Source organism: bacterium, assembly GCA_024228115.1.
In the GTDB taxonomy this organism is placed as follows: Bacteria; Myxococcota_A; UBA9160; order UBA9160; family UBA6930.
Genome location: JAAETT010000249.1, coordinates 1 through 15,087, shown reverse-complemented (window position 1 = coordinate 15,087; position 15,087 = coordinate 1). Strand labels below are relative to the sequence as shown.

The window sequence follows — 15,087 nt, the reverse complement described above, 5'->3', positions numbered from 1 at the left end:
CGACGGCCCCGCACCTTTTTGGCCCAGGGCGGATGAAATCCCTGCGGGGAGAGCCCATGAGCCGGTGGAGAAACAGTCTTGTCCTCCTGACTCCCCCGAATTGCAGCCCCGTGGACCGGTGGCTCCATCGGGCGATGGCCTGCGTGCTAGAGTGCCGCCGTGCGGATTGCGGTCGTGATTCCCGCGCTCCACGAAGCCGATCGGATCTGCGCCGCCGTTCGGAGCGCCCATGAGCCGGAAGTCGACGTGATCGTCGCGGATGGGGGCAGTGTGGATGCGACCGGGCAGCGTGCAGAAGAAGAAGGGGCGATCGTGGTGCGCTGCGAGCCGGGCCGAGCCAGACAATTGGCAGCGGGTGTCGCCGCTGCGGGCCCGGTCGATGCGTTCTGTTTCCTGCACGCCGATACCCTGCTCCCGCCCGGTTGGTCCCAAGCGATCCGCCGGGTTCTCGCCGACCCTGAAGTCGCCGGTGGGGCCTTCACGTTCCGTTTCACCGGGGGCGGTGCAAAGCTCCGCTTCATCGAGGCATGGGTCGCCTTGAGGGTGCGGCTCTTCAGGCTTCCGTACGGTGACCAGGCGCTCTTCCTGCGACGCCCCGTGCTCGAAGCGATGGGGGGAGTCCCTCAGGTTCCCATCATGGAAGACCTGGATCTGGTGCGGGGCCTGCGACGACACGGCCGGCTGGCCGTTCTCGAGGAGCCGGTGCGTACCTCCGCCCGGCGCTACGAGAGCCGGGGCTTCGTCCGTACCGTCCTCCGCAACCTGATGGCGCTCGTGGCGTGGCGCGTCGGGCTCGACCGCGAGCGGGTTGCGGCCTGGTACCGCCGTTGAGCGCCGCCGAGGGTTTCTCCCAAGACAGGGAAACGATCGCCAGGAACCGTCGCATGATGTTCCGGCGGCTTCGTCACTACGTGACGCGCAACAAGACGGATTACCTCCTCGGCGTGCTCACCACGATCGCCTATGCGGGCTTCTTCGTCGCACTTCCGGTCACGGTCGGCTGGTGCGTCCAGGCTCTGGCCGAAGGGATGCCTGCGGAGGAGGTCGCCCGCCGCTGTGCCGTGCTCTTCGTGGTCGCCGTTGCCCGTTCGGGCGTCCGGTTCTTCTCGCGCGTGCGCATCTTCAACGCGGCCCGAGAGATCGAATACCAGATGCGCAACGATCTCTTCGAGCATCTACAACGCCTCCCCCAATCGTTCTACTTCCGTTGGCGCACCGGGGATCTGATGAGCCGTTGCGTGAACGATCTGACGTCCGTGCGGCTGATGCTCGGGCCCGGGCTCCTCTCCGTGGCTCAGACGCCCGTCCTGGTGGGCGCCACCCTTGCGGCGATGTTCTATCTCGATGCGAAGCTCGCCGCGTTGGTCTTGATCCCGTATCCGCTCTTCATCCTGATTTCGCGGGCTTTCGGGCGCGCCATGCATTCGAGCAACCTGGCCGTGCAGGTCGGTCTGGCCGACATGTCGAACCATCTCCAGGAAACGGTCTCGGGGATCGCCGTGGTCAAGGCCTACGCCATGGAAGACCACACCCGCGGACGCTTCGCCGATCTCTGCGACGACCTCTACCACCGACAGCTCCGCGTTGCCCGGGTGAACGGTGCCATGCCGGCGGTGACGAGCCTCCTGCCGATGATGGGGATGTGGATCATCTTCCTGGTCGGCGGTGCGGCCGTAGCCGCGGACGAGATGACCATCGCCGAGTTCTTCACGTTCTCGATGTTCAACTACGAGTTGACCTTCCCCATCTTCATCATGGGTTGGGTCTTCAACCTCGTGCAGCGGGGCACGGCATCGGTTCAGCGCATCGACGAAGTGCTCTCCTCCGAGCCGGCGATCGCCGATCCAGCGGATCCGGTCGATCTGGTCGATCCAAGGGGAGAGATCGATTTTCGCGATCTCACGTTCAGCTACCCCGGAAGCGAACGGGAGCCAGCACTCCGAGATGTGAACCTCCACGTGCCCGCGGGCAGCGTGCTGGGCATCGTGGGCCCGGTAGGCGCCGGGAAGACGACGTTGGCGTCGCTCATCCCGCGGCTCTATGAAGTCGAGGACGGGCACGTCTTCGTCGATGGCATCGATGTGAACCACATCGGGCTGCGCCCGTTGCGTCGCAGCATCGCCAGCGTGCCCCAGGATTCGTTCCTGTTCTCGATGACCCTCGCCGACAACGTCGCCTATGGCCTTGCTTCTACCGAGCCGGCAGAAGTGCTCCGAGCTGCCGAGCGGGCCCAGTTGGCGAAAGACGTTGCCGAGTTACCCGAACGCTACGAGACGGTGGTGGGCGAGCGCGGTGTGATGCTGTCTGGCGGTCAGCGGCAGCGGACGGCCCTGGCGCGGGCCCTGGCGTTGGACCCCGCGATCCTGATCCTCGATGACACGCTCTCCGCCGTCGACGCAGAGACGGAAGCCGCCATCCAGGAGAACCTGTCGGAGGTCTTCGAGGGGCGTACTGTCGTGATCGTTGCTTCCCGCGTGACGACCGTGCGCGATGCGGATTTGATCGTCGTGCTCGATGAAGGCCGCATCGTCGAGCGGGGCACGCACGAGAGCCTGCTTGCCGAGGGCGGTCTCTACGCCCGGCTTGCCCAGGACCAGGCGGCCATGGAACAACGCGCCGCTCAGGTTCAGGCTCTCGAGGCCCGCGGATGAGCGCACCTCGCGGAACGGGTTTGAATGCGATTCTCGAGGAAGAATTGCTCGGGAAGGCCGTCGATCGCGTCCTGCTCGGCCGACTCTGGGCCTGGGTGGAGCCCTACAAGGGGAGGGTGGCCCTCACCATCCTGATGGTCGTGCCGATGTTCCCGTTGGAGCTGGCGCCGGCCTGGATCGTCAAGACCGGAATCGATCGCGTGATGCTTGCCGAGGAAGCGGGCGGTTCGGGCCCACTCGACGCATGGCTCACGGCGCCCGAGGGCTGGCCGCCTCTGGTCTGGCTCGCCGGCCTGTTTCTCGTCGTTTCGGTTTCGTCCTCTGTCCTGACCTACGCGCATTTGTTGCTGATGGTTGCGACGGGCCAGGCGGCCATGCGCGATCTCCGACGTGAAGTCTTCGACCACATCCAGGGCCTGCATCTGGGCTTCTTCGATACCTATCCGGTGGGAAGGCTCGTCACCCGCGCAACGAGCGATGTCGAACACGTTGCCGAGATGTTCAGTCAGGGTCTCGTGGCTCTGGTCACGGATATCCTCAAGATGATCGGCTTCGCCGTCGTGCTCTTCGCGGTGAACGCGAAGTTGGCGCTCTGGACGTTCGCCGTCGTGCCCTTTCTCGTCGTTGCGGCGGTGGTGTTCCGGCTGAAGGTGCGTGAAGCGTTCCGAAGCACGCGGGTGCTCTTGGCGCGCATCAACGCCACGATCCAGGAGACCGTGACCGGGATGAAGGTGGTGCAGCTCTTCACCCGCGAAGAGCGGAACCTCCGGGACTTCGAGGACTTGAATGGGGCGCATCGGGACGCCTGGCATAAGTCGATCTGGTACGACTCGGCTCTCTTTTCGGTGGTCGAGCTTGCGAGTGGCGTCACTGTGGCTGTGGTGATCTGGGCTTCTACCGGTTGGGCTACCGCCGGCGTGATCTACCTCTTCATCAACTACATGCGTCGCTTCTTCATGCCTCTGCGCGACCTTTCGGCCAAGTACTCGGTGATGCAATCCTCGATGGCGAGCATCGAGCGCATCCTTCAGCTGCTCGATACGGAGCCGGCGATCCGGGACCCGGAGCCCGGCTGGGAGCGACACGTCACCGGCAGCGCCGCGCCGGCCGTGCGGGGTGAAATCGAGTTCGACCACGTCTGGTTCTCGTACTCCAACGCAGATGGCGAGGAGGACTGGGTGCTTCGGGATGTCTCCTTCAAGGTGGCCCCGGGCGAAAAGGTCGCGTTCGTCGGGGCGACAGGTGCAGGGAAGACGACTGTGATCAACCTGCTCACCCGTCTCTATGAAGTGAGCCGGGGCCGAATCCTGCTCGATGGCGTCGATCTGCGTGAGATCCCCCAGGCCGAGCTGCGGCGCCGGGTGGGCATGGTGCTGCAGGATGTCTTCTTGTTCAGCGGGAGCGTGGCGGACAACCTGGCCCTCGGCCGGGAAGACCTCGATCGCCCGGCCATCCAGACGGCGGCCACGGCTGTCGAAGCCGATCGCTTCATCGCGGCGCTCCCCGAGGGCTACGAGACGGAGGTTCGGGAGCGCGGAACCAACTTCTCCACGGGCCAGCGCCAGCTGCTCTCCTTCGCCAGGGCCCTGGCCCACGGAGGGGATGTCCTGGTCCTGGACGAGGCCACCAGCTCCATCGATACCGAGACCGAAGCCATGGTCCAACGAGGCATTCATGTCCTCATGGAAGGCAAGACCTCGCTCGTGATCGCCCACCGCCTTTCCACCATCGAAGACGTCGATCGCATCTACGTGCTCGATCGCGGTGAGCTGGCCGAGAGTGGAAGCCACGCCGAGCTACTCGAGCTCGATGGCCTCTACGCGAACCTGCTCCGCCTGCAAGTCGAAGGGGACGTTCCGCGCGAACTCGGGCTGTTCGTCGACGCCTCTGCCAACCACTGAACCTTCCCGGCGAGCGTCCCACATTCGAACTCGGTGAGAAGGCTGCGTGCGCTGCCTACGAGTTCGATGGAAGAGGCGGATCGCATTTGCTCATCCTTCCCGGGTGCGTACGCTGGCGAGGTGGGGGTGGTACGAGGTGTCTCGGAAGAACGCATAGAACGGGCGGTAAGGGAGATTGCGCCGCTCTCTGTATCCGCCCTCGCGTTGGTGAGGCTGACGAGTGACCCCAACCACGCGGCCGAAGACATCGTGAGGGTCGTCGATCAGGATGCCTCCCTGACGATCCGATTGCTGCGCATCGCCAACTCTCCCGTCATCGCTCCGGTGGCTCCGATCGAGAGCGTGGCGCATGCGGTCTCGTTGCTGGGTGACCGGACCGTCGTTTCCGCCGCTCTCTCGATCGGGGCCAATTGGATGCAGGCCCCGCTTTCGGGCTACGGACCCGATGCGAAGCTCTTCGAGATCGGGTTGAAGACGGCCGTTGCTGCACGGCTCGTGGCGACCGCGTTGGTAGCGACGAACTCGTGGCGGTGGCCTATACCGGCGGCCTGCTCCACGACATCGGCAAAGCCGTGCTGGCGGAGCTCTTCGAGCCGAGTGCTCAAATCGCGGCCCTGGGCGCCGGCTCTGGAACCGCCGCGGCTCGGCTGGCTGCAGAGAAAGAGCAGATCGGAGTCACCCATTGCGAGCTCGGAGTCCGTGTGGCCGTTCACTTCGGCCTCGGGCCGGCGCTTCGCGCGGTGATCGAGCACTACCATGTTCCCAGTGGGGCTGGGCCGGAACATCGTCGGCTGGTCGAGATCGTCCATGTGGCGGACGGGGTGTGCGCCAGGTTGGGCGGAGACGACGGCCTGGGATCTTTCGCCTATCCGGCCGATCCCGCAGTCTTCGAGAAACTCGGAATCCCCGAGTCGGATCTGGCCGAGATCATCTCCGAAACGCTGGAAGAATCGAGTGCTCTGCTCGAGGCGGTCTCGTTTGGGGGCGCGTCCGCCTAGCTCGTTTCCGCCTCACCATTCGTGGGTGGACGAGCGACGCGGAGGTCGATTGGCCCCCTTGTCCGAGGGGGCAAAGGCTGAGGGGCCTCCTCGAGGCCGCCGGTTGACCGGGGAGTAAGTGCTCGACTGCGCATGACCTGCCGGTGGGTGAGCACTCCAATCCGTGCCGCGTTTCTTCTGGATCGTGGTACCATCCCCACGTCTGAGCGGCTCTGCGCCTCGGCTCCGGACGCCATGGCCTCGCGCCCGTGAGTCGCTCCCAACGCTGGAGACCCGTGATGATTCGCCCAGCCGAACCTATGCCCTGACGCTCGTCCTGTGTCTATCGAGCTTTTCCCTGGTCGCCTTGCAATGCGAGGACCCGCCGACCTACGACGCGCAGGTGAGCCGGACCAGTTTCGGTATCCCTCACGTCCGCGCCGAGGATTTCGGGAGCCTGGGCTACGGGGTGGGCTTTGCTTGCCGAAGACAACTACTGCGAGCTGGCCGAGTTGATCGTCACCGTGCGAGGCGAGCGCGCCTTCTTCTTCAATTCGAGTTCGAGCAACATCAACTCGGATCTCTTCTTCAGCTTCTGGGGGAGCGACGCGCGTGTCGAGAGCTTCAAGGATGCGATGTCGCCGGACGTGCGGGCCGCCGTTCAGGGCTACGCAGCCGGTGTGAATCGCTATGTCCGGGATACGGGTGTGAGTTCCCTTCCCGTCCGGTGCAAGGATGGCGAATGGGTACGCCCGATCGACGAGGACGACATGGTCCGTGTCTTCATCCGCTTGATCTCCCTGGCGAGTACCCTGAATTTCTCGACCGGGACGCACGCCGTGCCCCCTGCGCCGGTGATCGCCGGCGTGCCGCCCCAGCCGACTCCCGATCCGTCGAAGTTCAGCCCCGAGGCGATCCGCACCGCAATGGCCGTAATCGAGCGGGAGGGGCCGATCGGCAGCAACGCGGTGGCCCTCGGGAGCGACACGACCCACGACGGTCGCGGGCTGCTGCTGGTCAACCCGCATTTCCCCTGGCGGGGAACGCTCCGCTTCTATCAGATGCACGTCACGATTCCCGATGTGCTCGACTCGATGGGCGCGGCGATCTTCGGTTCGCCGATTCCGAACATCGCGTTCAATCGCGACGTGGCATGGAGTCATACGGTCTCGACCGCGGCCCGCTTCGTGCTCCGCGAGTTGAAGCTCGATCCCGCCGATCCGACCGCCTACCTGGTCGATGGGGTATCTCGCCCGATGCAGCCGGTGCCCGTTTCGATCACGGTCCGCGATGCCAATGGGACGGTTCGTACGGTGGACCACACGTTCTATGACACCGAGTTCGGCTTCGTCATCGCGCTTCCGCCCATCCTCAGCTGGAGCGCAACGACCGCCTTCGCGATCCAGGATGCGAACAAGAACAACTTCCGGATCATCAACCAGTACCTGGCCATGAACCAGGCGAATGGTGTCGAATCCCTGGAGCGAGCCCTCGAGGAGAACATCGGCCTGCCCTGGGTGAATACGATCGCGGTCGATCGGCACGGCGACGCCTACTATGCGGATATCGGGGCCATGCCTCATGTGACGGATGCGCAGCTGACGGATTGCGCCGTGTTCTTCACCGCTGCGGTGAAGGTGATCGCCGGTGTCGATCTTCTGGATGGCTCCACCTCCGCATGTCGATCGGGCACCGACCCGGGCTCCCCTGAACCCGGAATCTTCGGCCCCTCCCATTTGCCTTCGATCCACCGTTCGGACTACGTCCAGAACTCCAACGACAGCTATTGGCTGGCCAACCCCGCAGAGCCGCTGGAAGGATTTCCGTCCATCATCGGCGCGGAGCGCAACGAGCAGGGCTTCCGCACGCGGCTAGGGAACATTCAGATCGAGGAGTTCCTGGCAAGCGGGGCCTTGTTCGAGCGAGAGGATGTCCTGGAACTCGTCTACGGCAATCGGAATCTGAGCGCGGAGCTGGCCCTGGCCGCTGTCCTCTCCGTCTGCACCCCGGCCCCTGCGCCGATCGTCGTGCGAAACGGACAGCCGGTCGATCTGACGGCGATCTGCGCCGCACTTGCCGGTTGGGATGGGCGGCAGAACCTGGATAGCAGGGGAGCGCATGTCTGGCGGCAGTTCTGGCCCGGCTTCGTCGGTTCTGGCGGCCCGAGCAGTGTGTTCTCCACCCCCTTCGATCCGAATGATCCGGTTCACACTCCGCGCGATGTCGATCTGTCGGCTCCGACCGTCGTCAAGCGGCTGCTCGACGAACTCGCAGACGCAACCTTGGCCGTCCAAAGCCTGGGCGTTCCCCTGGATGCGACGCTAGGCGAGGTGCAATTCGAAGAACACAAGGGCGAGCGAATTCCGATCCACGGCGGACCCGGAAGCCACGGCGTCTACAACGCCATCGGCACGCGTACCCGGAATGGCGCGGGCTACGCCCCGATCACATCCGGGACGAGCATCCTGCAGGTCGTCGATTTCCAGCCCCATCGCGTCCAGGCGCGTGCCGTGCTGACCTACTCGGAATCGACCGATCCGGACAATCCGCATTTCGCCGACCAGACGCGGCTGTTCTCGGACGAGGGCTGGAACGATCTGCCCTTCACGCCGGGCGAAATCAGCCAGGATCCCGAATTCCAGCAGATCCAAATCCAGGAAACGATTCCCGAGACCGTGCCCGCGCAGTTCAACTAGCCACGTGAGCCGCTTCGCTTCTCATTGTGGATCGCGGGGCGGGGGGCGGCCATCGCGGAATGGCTCGGCCGGGGCTTGGGAGGCCGCTTTCGACTTGGAGGCGGGTTCGCTTACGCGGCTTCGCCGCTAGCGAACTTGCACACGCTCATCAGTCGAGATGCCTGCGCTTTATTTCCGCGCTGACCGCCCCCCGCCCCGCGATCGGCCGTGCATGTAACCGGGGCCGCTTCGCCGGGGCTGGGCGCAGGCCGGGCGGAAATAAAGCGCAGGCATAGGTCCCGTCCGGCGTGCGCGTCGGTTGCCCGTGGCGAAGCCGCAAAGGGCAACACCCCGTCCAACTCCTTACGCGGCCACCCGACTCCCGGCCGAGCCATTCCGCCCGGCCTGTGCCCAGCCTCGGCGACTCGAATGTCACGCATGCGAAGCGAAGCGGCTCGGCACAGGTCTATCGGGCTGCTCGTTTCTGGAGATAGTTTCTGCGGGCTTGGTCGCATTCTTCGTCGCCTATGGCCGTGACCAGGCCGTCGGCGTCGCTCCAGCTGCGCATGGTGCCGACCATCTGATCGGTCACCGCGTTGACGTGGCGTTTGGTCGCGAAGATCGCGTGGGATGCCTTCTCGGCCAGGCTTTCGGCGAGGGCCTCGACTTCGCTCTTCAGCTCGGCGGCGGGCACCACCCGATTCAGGAAGCCAGCGGCCTTGGCCTCAGCGGCGTCGAAGGGTCGGCAGGTCAGGACGAGTTCCTTGGTGAGGGCCGGGCCGATCTCGCGGACCAGCCGCGGAATGCCGCCCCAGGCGAGTGGGATCCCCAGGTCGATTTCGGGTATCGAAAAGCGCGCGTCGTCCGCAGCGAGACGGAGATCGCAGGCGGCTGCCAGGACCAGACCTCCGCCGACACACCAGCCGCGGATCTCCGCGATGCTCAAGGCTCGCATGGCTTCGAGCGCATCCGCCATCTGCCGGCCGACGTCTGCCGCATCGCGGGTCGAGCCTTGAGGCGGACCCGAGAAGGTGGTGAGATCCGCGCCCGCCGAGAAGGCGCGGCCGGCACCGCTCACGATGACGACCTTGATTTCTCGTTGCTCATCGAACCAGCGAGCCGCCGTGGCGATCTCTGCGAGCGTCTGGGTGGAGAGGGGATTCAGCTTGTCAGCCCGGTTCAGGGTCAAGCGGCCGATCGGGCCTTGGGTTTCGGCGAGCAGGGTTTCGAACATGGATCCTCCGGCCGGTCAGGGTACCGTTTCGAAGCCCCCGGGGAACGGCTTCTTTCGGTTGCGCGCGGAGGGGCCGGGCTGTTAACTAGAGGGCACCCCCAAGAGCCTGAGCCAGCATTCATAGGCCCCCCCGGGAATCCACCGGTCTTCTCCAACTGGTGGGACCCCGAGGGGCAAAGAGGTTCAGTTGCGCGTCAAGTCGCTGCAGATCACGGGGTTCAAGTCTTTCGTCGATAAAACGGCGTTCTCCTTTCAGCCTGGGATCACCGGAATCGTCGGTCCCAATGGTTGCGGGAAGTCGAATGTCGTCGACGCCATCCGCTGGGCCATGGGCGAACAATCGCCCCGCCGGCTGCGCGGCAAGGGGATGGAAGACATCATCTTCGCGGGCTCCGACGCGAGGTCGCCGGTCGGCCTGGCCGAGGTGGTGCTCACCTTCGACAACAGCGATGGCCTCGCCCCGGCCGAGTTCGCGTCGTTCTCCGAGATCGCGGTGGCCAGGCGGTTGTATCGCTCCGGTGAGAGCGAGTACCTGATCAACAAGACCGCCGTGCGGTTGCGCGATGTCCAGGACTTCTTCCGCGATACCGGGATCGGCACCAAGGGCTACACGATCGTCGAGCAGGGCCGGATCGCGGAGATCGTCTCTGCCAAGGCCGAGGAACGCCGCAGCCTGATCGAAGAAGCGGCGGGCATCAGCAAGTACAAGGCGCGGCGGCGGGAAGCCGAGCGCAAGCTCGAAGCCACCGATACCAACCTGACCCGGGTGCGCGATGTCCTGGCCGAGATCAAGCGCCAGATCTCGTCGATCGAGCGCCAGGCCAAGAAGGCCGCCCGCTTCAAACGGTTGCGAGAGCTGCAGCGCCTGCTCGAACTCTCACTTGCCGCCGACGATCGTGCCGAGCTGACCCGCTCCCTCGAGCAGGGGCGAGGTCATCTGACGTCCCTTCGGGACGCAGCGACCCAGGCCGAGACACGCCTGCAGGAGCGTGAGGCCGGTCTCGAGGAGAAGCGCCTCGATCTGACCGACCTGGAGCGCACCCTGGGGCAGGGCAACGAGGTGCTCTTCCAACTGCGCGGGCAGATCAAGGAGTTCGAGAGCCAGATCGCCTACGAGCGGCGCGAGCGCGCGTCCCTTGCCGAGGCGAATGAGGCCCGGGCGGTCGAGAAGGAACAGCTCCAGGGTCAACTCGCCTTGGCGCTCGAAGAAGCGGGCCGCGTGGGCGACGAGTTGCGCGGCGTCGAAACGGCGCTCAGCGAAGCGGGCGAAGCCATGCGCCTGGCGGATTCTGAAGCCCGCACGGCCGAACAGGCCCTGCGCGGTTTCGAACAGGCGCGGGATACCCAGAACCAAGGCCTCGTCGAGGTGCTGACGGGCGTCGCCCGGGGCGAAGATCGTCAAGCCGCTTTGGCCGATCGGCGCGCCGAGATCGATCGTCGCCTGCGCAGCGCGGATGAGCAGCTCGAAGTGCAGCAGGGTGAGGCCTCTCGCGCCGACCAGGAGCAAGAGGCGCTGGAAGAGGGCCTGCGCAACCTGCTTGCCGAGCGCGACCGGCTGATGGGTCTGGTGCGGGATGCACTGGCCGGCCACGCGGAAGCGGTCGAGGTCGCCCGCACGACGAGCGAGCAGTTGCAGGCCCGGCGCGAGCTGCGCGAAACCCGGCGTGCCCGTCTCACGTCGCTTCAGGAGCTGCTGAGCCGCCAGGAGGATGTGGGCCAGGGCGCCCGGCATCTGCTTCGCCTGGATGAGGACGAGCGTCGTTCGCTCGGACTGCGAGGGTTGGTGCGCGATGCCTTCGATGCCGACGCGGGCATCGAGAAGGCTGTCGAGGCGGTTCTCGCCGAGCGCGCCGAGGCGTTGATCGTCGAGAACGGCGCCAAGGCTCTGGACGCGTTGGCCGCGCTGCGAAGCTCTTCGGCAGGGCGCGCCGTATTGGTGCTTCAGCAACAGGGAGACGACCAGCCGCTGGGCTTCGTGCCTCTGGGTGAACCCCTGCTGGGCCGCGTCTCGCCGCGCCCCGGATCCGAAGCGGTCGCGCGTTCGCTGCTTGGCCGGGTGAACCTGGTGGAGAGCCTACGGGAGCCACTCGAGCACTATGGCGGCGCGAACATTCCGTGCACTTTCGTGACTCCGGCCGGCGATCTGTTGACTCGCGACGGCGTCATCCACGGCGGTGGCGATGCCTCCCAGACCGGAATCCTCACGCGCGTCCGCGAAGTGCGCGAACTCGAGGACGAAGTGGCCGGCCTCGAGCGAGAAGTGGAGGAGCATGGAACCTCCCAGCGGGCCTCGGAGGAGCGGCTGGCCAGCGCATCGGACGAACTCGAGAACCTTCGCAATCGCCATCACACTGCGGCGCTGGCGGTGGCCAATCACGAGAAGGATCTGGAGCGTACCCGTGAGCGGGTGAAGGCGATCGGCGAGGCCCAGGAGGGCCGGGTCGCCGAGCGCTCCGATCTGCTGGCCGAGGTGGAGGCCATTCTGGAAGAGGGCGAGAGCTTGGAGCGTCGCCTGGTCGGTGAGCGGGAGGATCGAGCCCGACGCCAGAGGGCCCTCGAACAGATGGGTCTGCAGATCGGTTCCGCGGGTCGTGAGGTCTCGCGCCTCGAAGCGGTGGCTACCGAGCGGCGGGTGCTTCACGAAGGCCGCGAAGACGCCGCGACCCGCTTGCGGAGCGCTCTCGAACGGGCGGAAGCCTCGGTGCGCGAAAGCCGTGGCTGGATCCAGCGCAGGGATGCGGAGATGCAGACGGCGGAAAGCCGCCGCGACGAGTTGGCCGAGGGGATTGCCGAGGCGGAGCGGAACCTCGCCGAGCGACTTCAGGAGGAAGAGGTCGCACGTCTCGGAAACGAAGAGAAGCGCGATGCCTACGAGCAGCGGGCGGAGGTGGTGCGCGAGCTCGAGGAAGAAGCCCGCAGTGTGCGTATCGATCTGGAAGCACGGCGCGACGAGGCCCAACAGGCGGAGCTTGGCCTGCGGGAGCAGGAGTTGCGCCTCCAGCACCTGGACGAATCGATTCTCGAGAAGTGGAAAGTCGATATCGTCCACTGGAAACCGCCGGCGCCCGCACTGGATGCGGAGGAGGCGCCGGAAGTCGTAGAGACTCTCGAACTGCCGAGCGGTGACGAGGATCCGACCCTTGCACGAAGCGCGGCCTCCGAGGACCGCGACGCGCGCAAGGAGGCCCGGGAGATTGGAGAGCTGATGGCGCTCGACGTCGATGGGCGCCGTGAGCGCCTGGTCGATGTGCGAAAGCGGGTCGAGGCCATCGGCGAAGTGAACCTCGGCGCGATCGAAGAGCATGAAGAGCTTCGCGAGCGCTTCCGATTCCTCGGAGAGCAACAGGGCGATCTGGAAGCCAGCGTTGCCCAGCTTCGGGATGCCATTTCGCGAATCAACCGGACCAGCCGCAAACGCTTCCGTGAGACCTTCGATGCGGTCAAGGAGCGCTTCGAGGAGAACTTCCCGCGGATGTTCCGGGGCGGCAAAGCAAGCCTGGCCCTGACCGAGAGCGAGGATGTGCTCGAAGCGGGAATCGACATCATGGCCCAGCCCCCCGGCAAGCGGTTGCAGAGTGTGAACCTGCTGAGTGGCGGCGAGAAGACGATGACCGCCATCGCCTTGCTGGTCTCGGTCTTCCAGGTCCGGCCGTCACCCTTCTTCCTGCTCGACGAAGTCGACGCGGCACTCGACGATGCCAACGTCGGCCGCTTCAACGAGATCGTGAAGGAGATGGCCGACAGCTCCCAGTTCCTGCTCATCACGCACAACAAGCGCACGATCGAGATCGCCGACATCCTCTACGGCGTCACCATGGAGGAAAAGGGTGTCTCCAAGCTCGTTGCCGTCGAAGTCCACTGAACGCAACCAGGGGACGCTCCTCGAGGCGCCCCCCTGCTGCTTCTACTCGGCCAGCGTGAGTTCTCGGGTGAGTCCGAAGCGCAGGGCGAGGTAGGCGAGCAGGCCCAGGGGCCCGAGCATCAGGGTGAGGACCAGGCAGGGAACCACCCACAGGTGAGCGATGCCACGTCGCCGGGCGTCGCGCACCTCCCAGGCTCCCACGAAGAGATCGAATGCCAGGTAGTGGATCCAGCCGCCGAGGGCGGCCCATGGCTGCGTGAAGAGGGCCATCACGCCGGCGAGGCTCCCGAATCCGCCGCCTTCCGGCGCCTCGGCCAGGCCCTGGCTGATCGCGAAGCCGTAGGCGATGGCGAGCAGGCCCGGGATCCATGCGGCGTGGATCAACCGGGTCGTCCAGGCCCAGCCCGGGGCGAAGACGAGAAGCAGCCAGGCGGGCAGGACGCCGTTGTTGCAGAGGAGGAAGAGGAGATCGGGTGACATGTGCCCCTTCGTAGCCCATCTGGGCGGTGCCGACGCGCTGGGATTCACCCCCGCCGACGGCCTCCGCGAGCGCTGCTAGGATGCCACGGCCGAATGACCAGGAGCCCCCCCGTGCTGCAGCGATTGAAATCTGCTCGTCAGGACCGCCCTGTCGATTTCTTCCGAGGCTTCCTCGACCGCCCCAAGCAGGTGGGCTCGGTCATCCCGAGTTCGCGCTTTCTCGAGCGGCGCGTGGTCGGAGCTGCGGAGCTCGCCGACGCCCGCGTCGTCGTAGAACTCGGGCCCGGAACCGGTGGCTCCACCCGCGCGTTGCTGAAGGCGCTTCCGCAGGAAGCGACCCTGATCGCGATCGAGATCAATCCGGATTTCGTGAAGGTGCTGAAGCGCCACATGCCGGATCCGCGTTTGATCGTCCACGAAGGCAGCGCTGCGGATGTGCGCGGCGCCCTGGCCAAGTACGGCTTCGAGGCGGCAGACGTCGTCATCTCCGGCATTCCCTTCTCGACCATGCCCGAAGCCCTCGGTGCCGCGATCGTCAACGAAGTTCACGCGAGCCTGGTGCCCGGGGGCCGATTCGTGGCCTACCAGGTTCGCGACAAGGTTCACGAACTCGGGCGCCGGGTCTTTGGCCGCGCTCGCGTCAAGACCGAATTGCGCAACGTGCCCCCCATGCGGGTCTACCGCTGGGAGCGCACACGGGAGGCAAGCTAGCCATGGCTGCCGTGAGCGAAGGAGCGCGAGCGCCTGCGTTCGAGGGCCGCACCTCGACCGGTGGGAGCCTCTCCCTGGAGGATTTCCAGGGGAGTCGACATCTGGTGTTGTTCTTCTACATGAAAGACTACACCCCGGGTTGAACCCTCGAGGCGCGTGATTTCCGCGGGCACTACCCGGAATTCACTGCGCTCGGCGCCGAGGTCGTCGGCGTCAGCAACGATTCGGCGGAGCGGCACGCGTCCTTTGCCGAAACCCTGGAGCTTCCCTACCCGCTGCTCAGCGATCCGAAGGGTGCGATCGCGAAGGCCTACGGGCTCGCGCGGGCCGGTGGTTGGTTGCCGAACAAGCGCGCCACGGTGGTCATCGATCGCGAGGGCATCGTTCGCAAGGTGATCGAGGCCGAACTCGACATCGCCCAACACGCGCGCGAGGCGTTGGAAGTCCTGGCTACTCTCTAGTGATATGATTCATAAATAAAGGGCACTATTGGACTATCCACGTTACCCTCGCGGCGAACGGCCAGAGGGGCACGATGCGGGTCGCAGCCGAGATTCACCTCAGCAAGAGCCAGCGGGCGACGCTTCAGCAATGGT

The 15,087-nt window shown here is 65.6% G+C and carries 11 protein-coding genes and 1 pseudogene; 10 read left to right on the top strand and 2 right to left on the bottom strand.

Going from position 1 to position 15,087, the window contains the following annotated elements; genetic code table 11:
• Window positions 1-159: 159 nt before the first annotated feature.
• From GY937_11740 to GY937_11715, 6 genes are all read left to right on the top strand, one after another.
• On the top strand, window positions 160-831 hold the full coding sequence (locus GY937_11740; GenBank protein ID MCP5057379.1) for a glycosyltransferase family 2 protein: 672 nt from the start codon (window positions 160-162) through the stop codon (window positions 829-831).
• A 53-nt stretch (window positions 832-884) separates the two neighbouring features.
• Window positions 885-2,651, top strand: coding sequence for an ABC transporter ATP-binding protein (locus tag GY937_11735; GenBank protein ID MCP5057378.1), 1,767 nt, complete (start codon window positions 885-887; stop codon window positions 2,649-2,651).
• On the top strand, window positions 2,648-4,552 hold the full coding sequence (locus GY937_11730) for an ABC transporter ATP-binding protein (GenBank protein MCP5057377.1): 1,905 nt from the start codon (window positions 2,648-2,650) through the stop codon (window positions 4,550-4,552). The genes GY937_11735 and GY937_11730 overlap by 4 nt, the downstream gene beginning before the upstream one ends.
• 207 nt (window positions 4,553-4,759) lie before the next feature.
• Window positions 4,760-5,296 (top strand): HDOD domain-containing protein, encoded by a 537-nt coding sequence (locus tag GY937_11725; GenBank protein MCP5057376.1) that lies wholly within the window; start codon window positions 4,760-4,762, stop codon window positions 5,294-5,296.
• Window positions 4,963-5,550 (top strand): HDOD domain-containing protein, encoded by a 588-nt coding sequence (locus GY937_11720; GenBank protein MCP5057375.1) that lies wholly within the window; start codon window positions 4,963-4,965, stop codon window positions 5,548-5,550. The genes GY937_11725 and GY937_11720 overlap by 334 nt, the downstream gene beginning before the upstream one ends.
• A 455-nt stretch (window positions 5,551-6,005) precedes the next feature.
• The gene (locus tag GY937_11715) at window positions 6,006-8,225 is read left to right on the top strand and encodes an acylase (protein MCP5057374.1); all 2,220 of its coding nucleotides are present in this window, start codon (window positions 6,006-6,008) and stop codon (window positions 8,223-8,225) included.
• Window positions 8,226-8,670: 445 nt separating this feature from the next.
• On the opposite strand, the gene GY937_11710 is transcribed toward GY937_11715, so the two are convergent.
• Window positions 8,671-9,438: an enoyl-CoA hydratase/isomerase family protein gene (locus GY937_11710; GenBank protein ID MCP5057373.1), complete on the bottom strand. Its 768-nt coding sequence runs from the start codon at window positions 9,436-9,438 to the stop codon at window positions 8,671-8,673.
• A 187-nt stretch (window positions 9,439-9,625) separates the two neighbouring features.
• Between GY937_11710 and smc the strand changes: the two genes are divergently transcribed.
• On the top strand, window positions 9,626-13,300 hold the full coding sequence (gene smc, locus GY937_11705; GenBank protein MCP5057372.1) for a chromosome segregation protein SMC: 3,675 nt from the start codon (window positions 9,626-9,628) through the stop codon (window positions 13,298-13,300).
• A 42-nt stretch (window positions 13,301-13,342) separates the two neighbouring features.
• Here smc and GY937_11700 read toward each other — a convergent pair whose 3' ends face one another.
• Window positions 13,343-13,780 (bottom strand): DUF4281 domain-containing protein, encoded by a 438-nt coding sequence (locus tag GY937_11700; GenBank protein ID MCP5057371.1) that lies wholly within the window; start codon window positions 13,778-13,780, stop codon window positions 13,343-13,345.
• Between the two features lie 93 nt (window positions 13,781-13,873).
• On the opposite strand from GY937_11700, the gene GY937_11695 reads away from it, so the two are divergent.
• The 3 genes and pseudogenes from GY937_11695 (at window position 13,874) to GY937_11685 (ending at window position 14,952) form a co-directional block, all read left to right on the top strand.
• Window positions 13,874-14,491 carry a methyltransferase domain-containing protein gene (locus GY937_11695; GenBank protein MCP5057370.1) on the top strand — a complete coding sequence of 206 codons (618 nt, stop codon included), beginning with the start codon at window positions 13,874-13,876 and terminating at the stop codon, window positions 14,489-14,491.
• A 2-nt stretch (window positions 14,492-14,493) separates the two neighbouring features.
• Window positions 14,494-14,634 (top strand): redoxin domain-containing protein, encoded by a 141-nt coding sequence (locus GY937_11690; GenBank protein MCP5057369.1) that lies wholly within the window; start codon window positions 14,494-14,496, stop codon window positions 14,632-14,634.
• A 6-nt stretch (window positions 14,635-14,640) separates the two neighbouring features.
• A pseudogene (locus GY937_11685) lies at window positions 14,641-14,952 on the top strand (peroxiredoxin).
• The last annotated feature ends 135 nt before the right edge of the window (window positions 14,953-15,087 follow it).

Coding starts and splice junctions, on each gene's coding strand:
- GY937_11735 (MCP5057378.1), top strand. CDS start 885: ATGATGTTCCGGCGGCTTCGTCACTACGTGACGCGCAACAAGACGGAT.
- GY937_11730 (MCP5057377.1), top strand. CDS start 2,648: ATGAGCGCACCTCGCGGAACGGGTTTGAATGCGATTCTCGAGGAAGAA.
- GY937_11710 (MCP5057373.1), bottom strand. CDS start 9,438: ATGTTCGAAACCCTGCTCGCCGAAACCCAAGGCCCGATCGGCCGCTTG.
- GY937_11700 (MCP5057371.1), bottom strand. CDS start 13,780: ATGTCACCCGATCTCCTCTTCCTCCTCTGCAACAACGGCGTCCTGCCC.
- GY937_11695 (MCP5057370.1), top strand. CDS start 13,874: ATGACCAGGAGCCCCCCCGTGCTGCAGCGATTGAAATCTGCTCGTCAG.
- GY937_11690 (MCP5057369.1), top strand. CDS start 14,494: ATGGCTGCCGTGAGCGAAGGAGCGCGAGCGCCTGCGTTCGAGGGCCGC.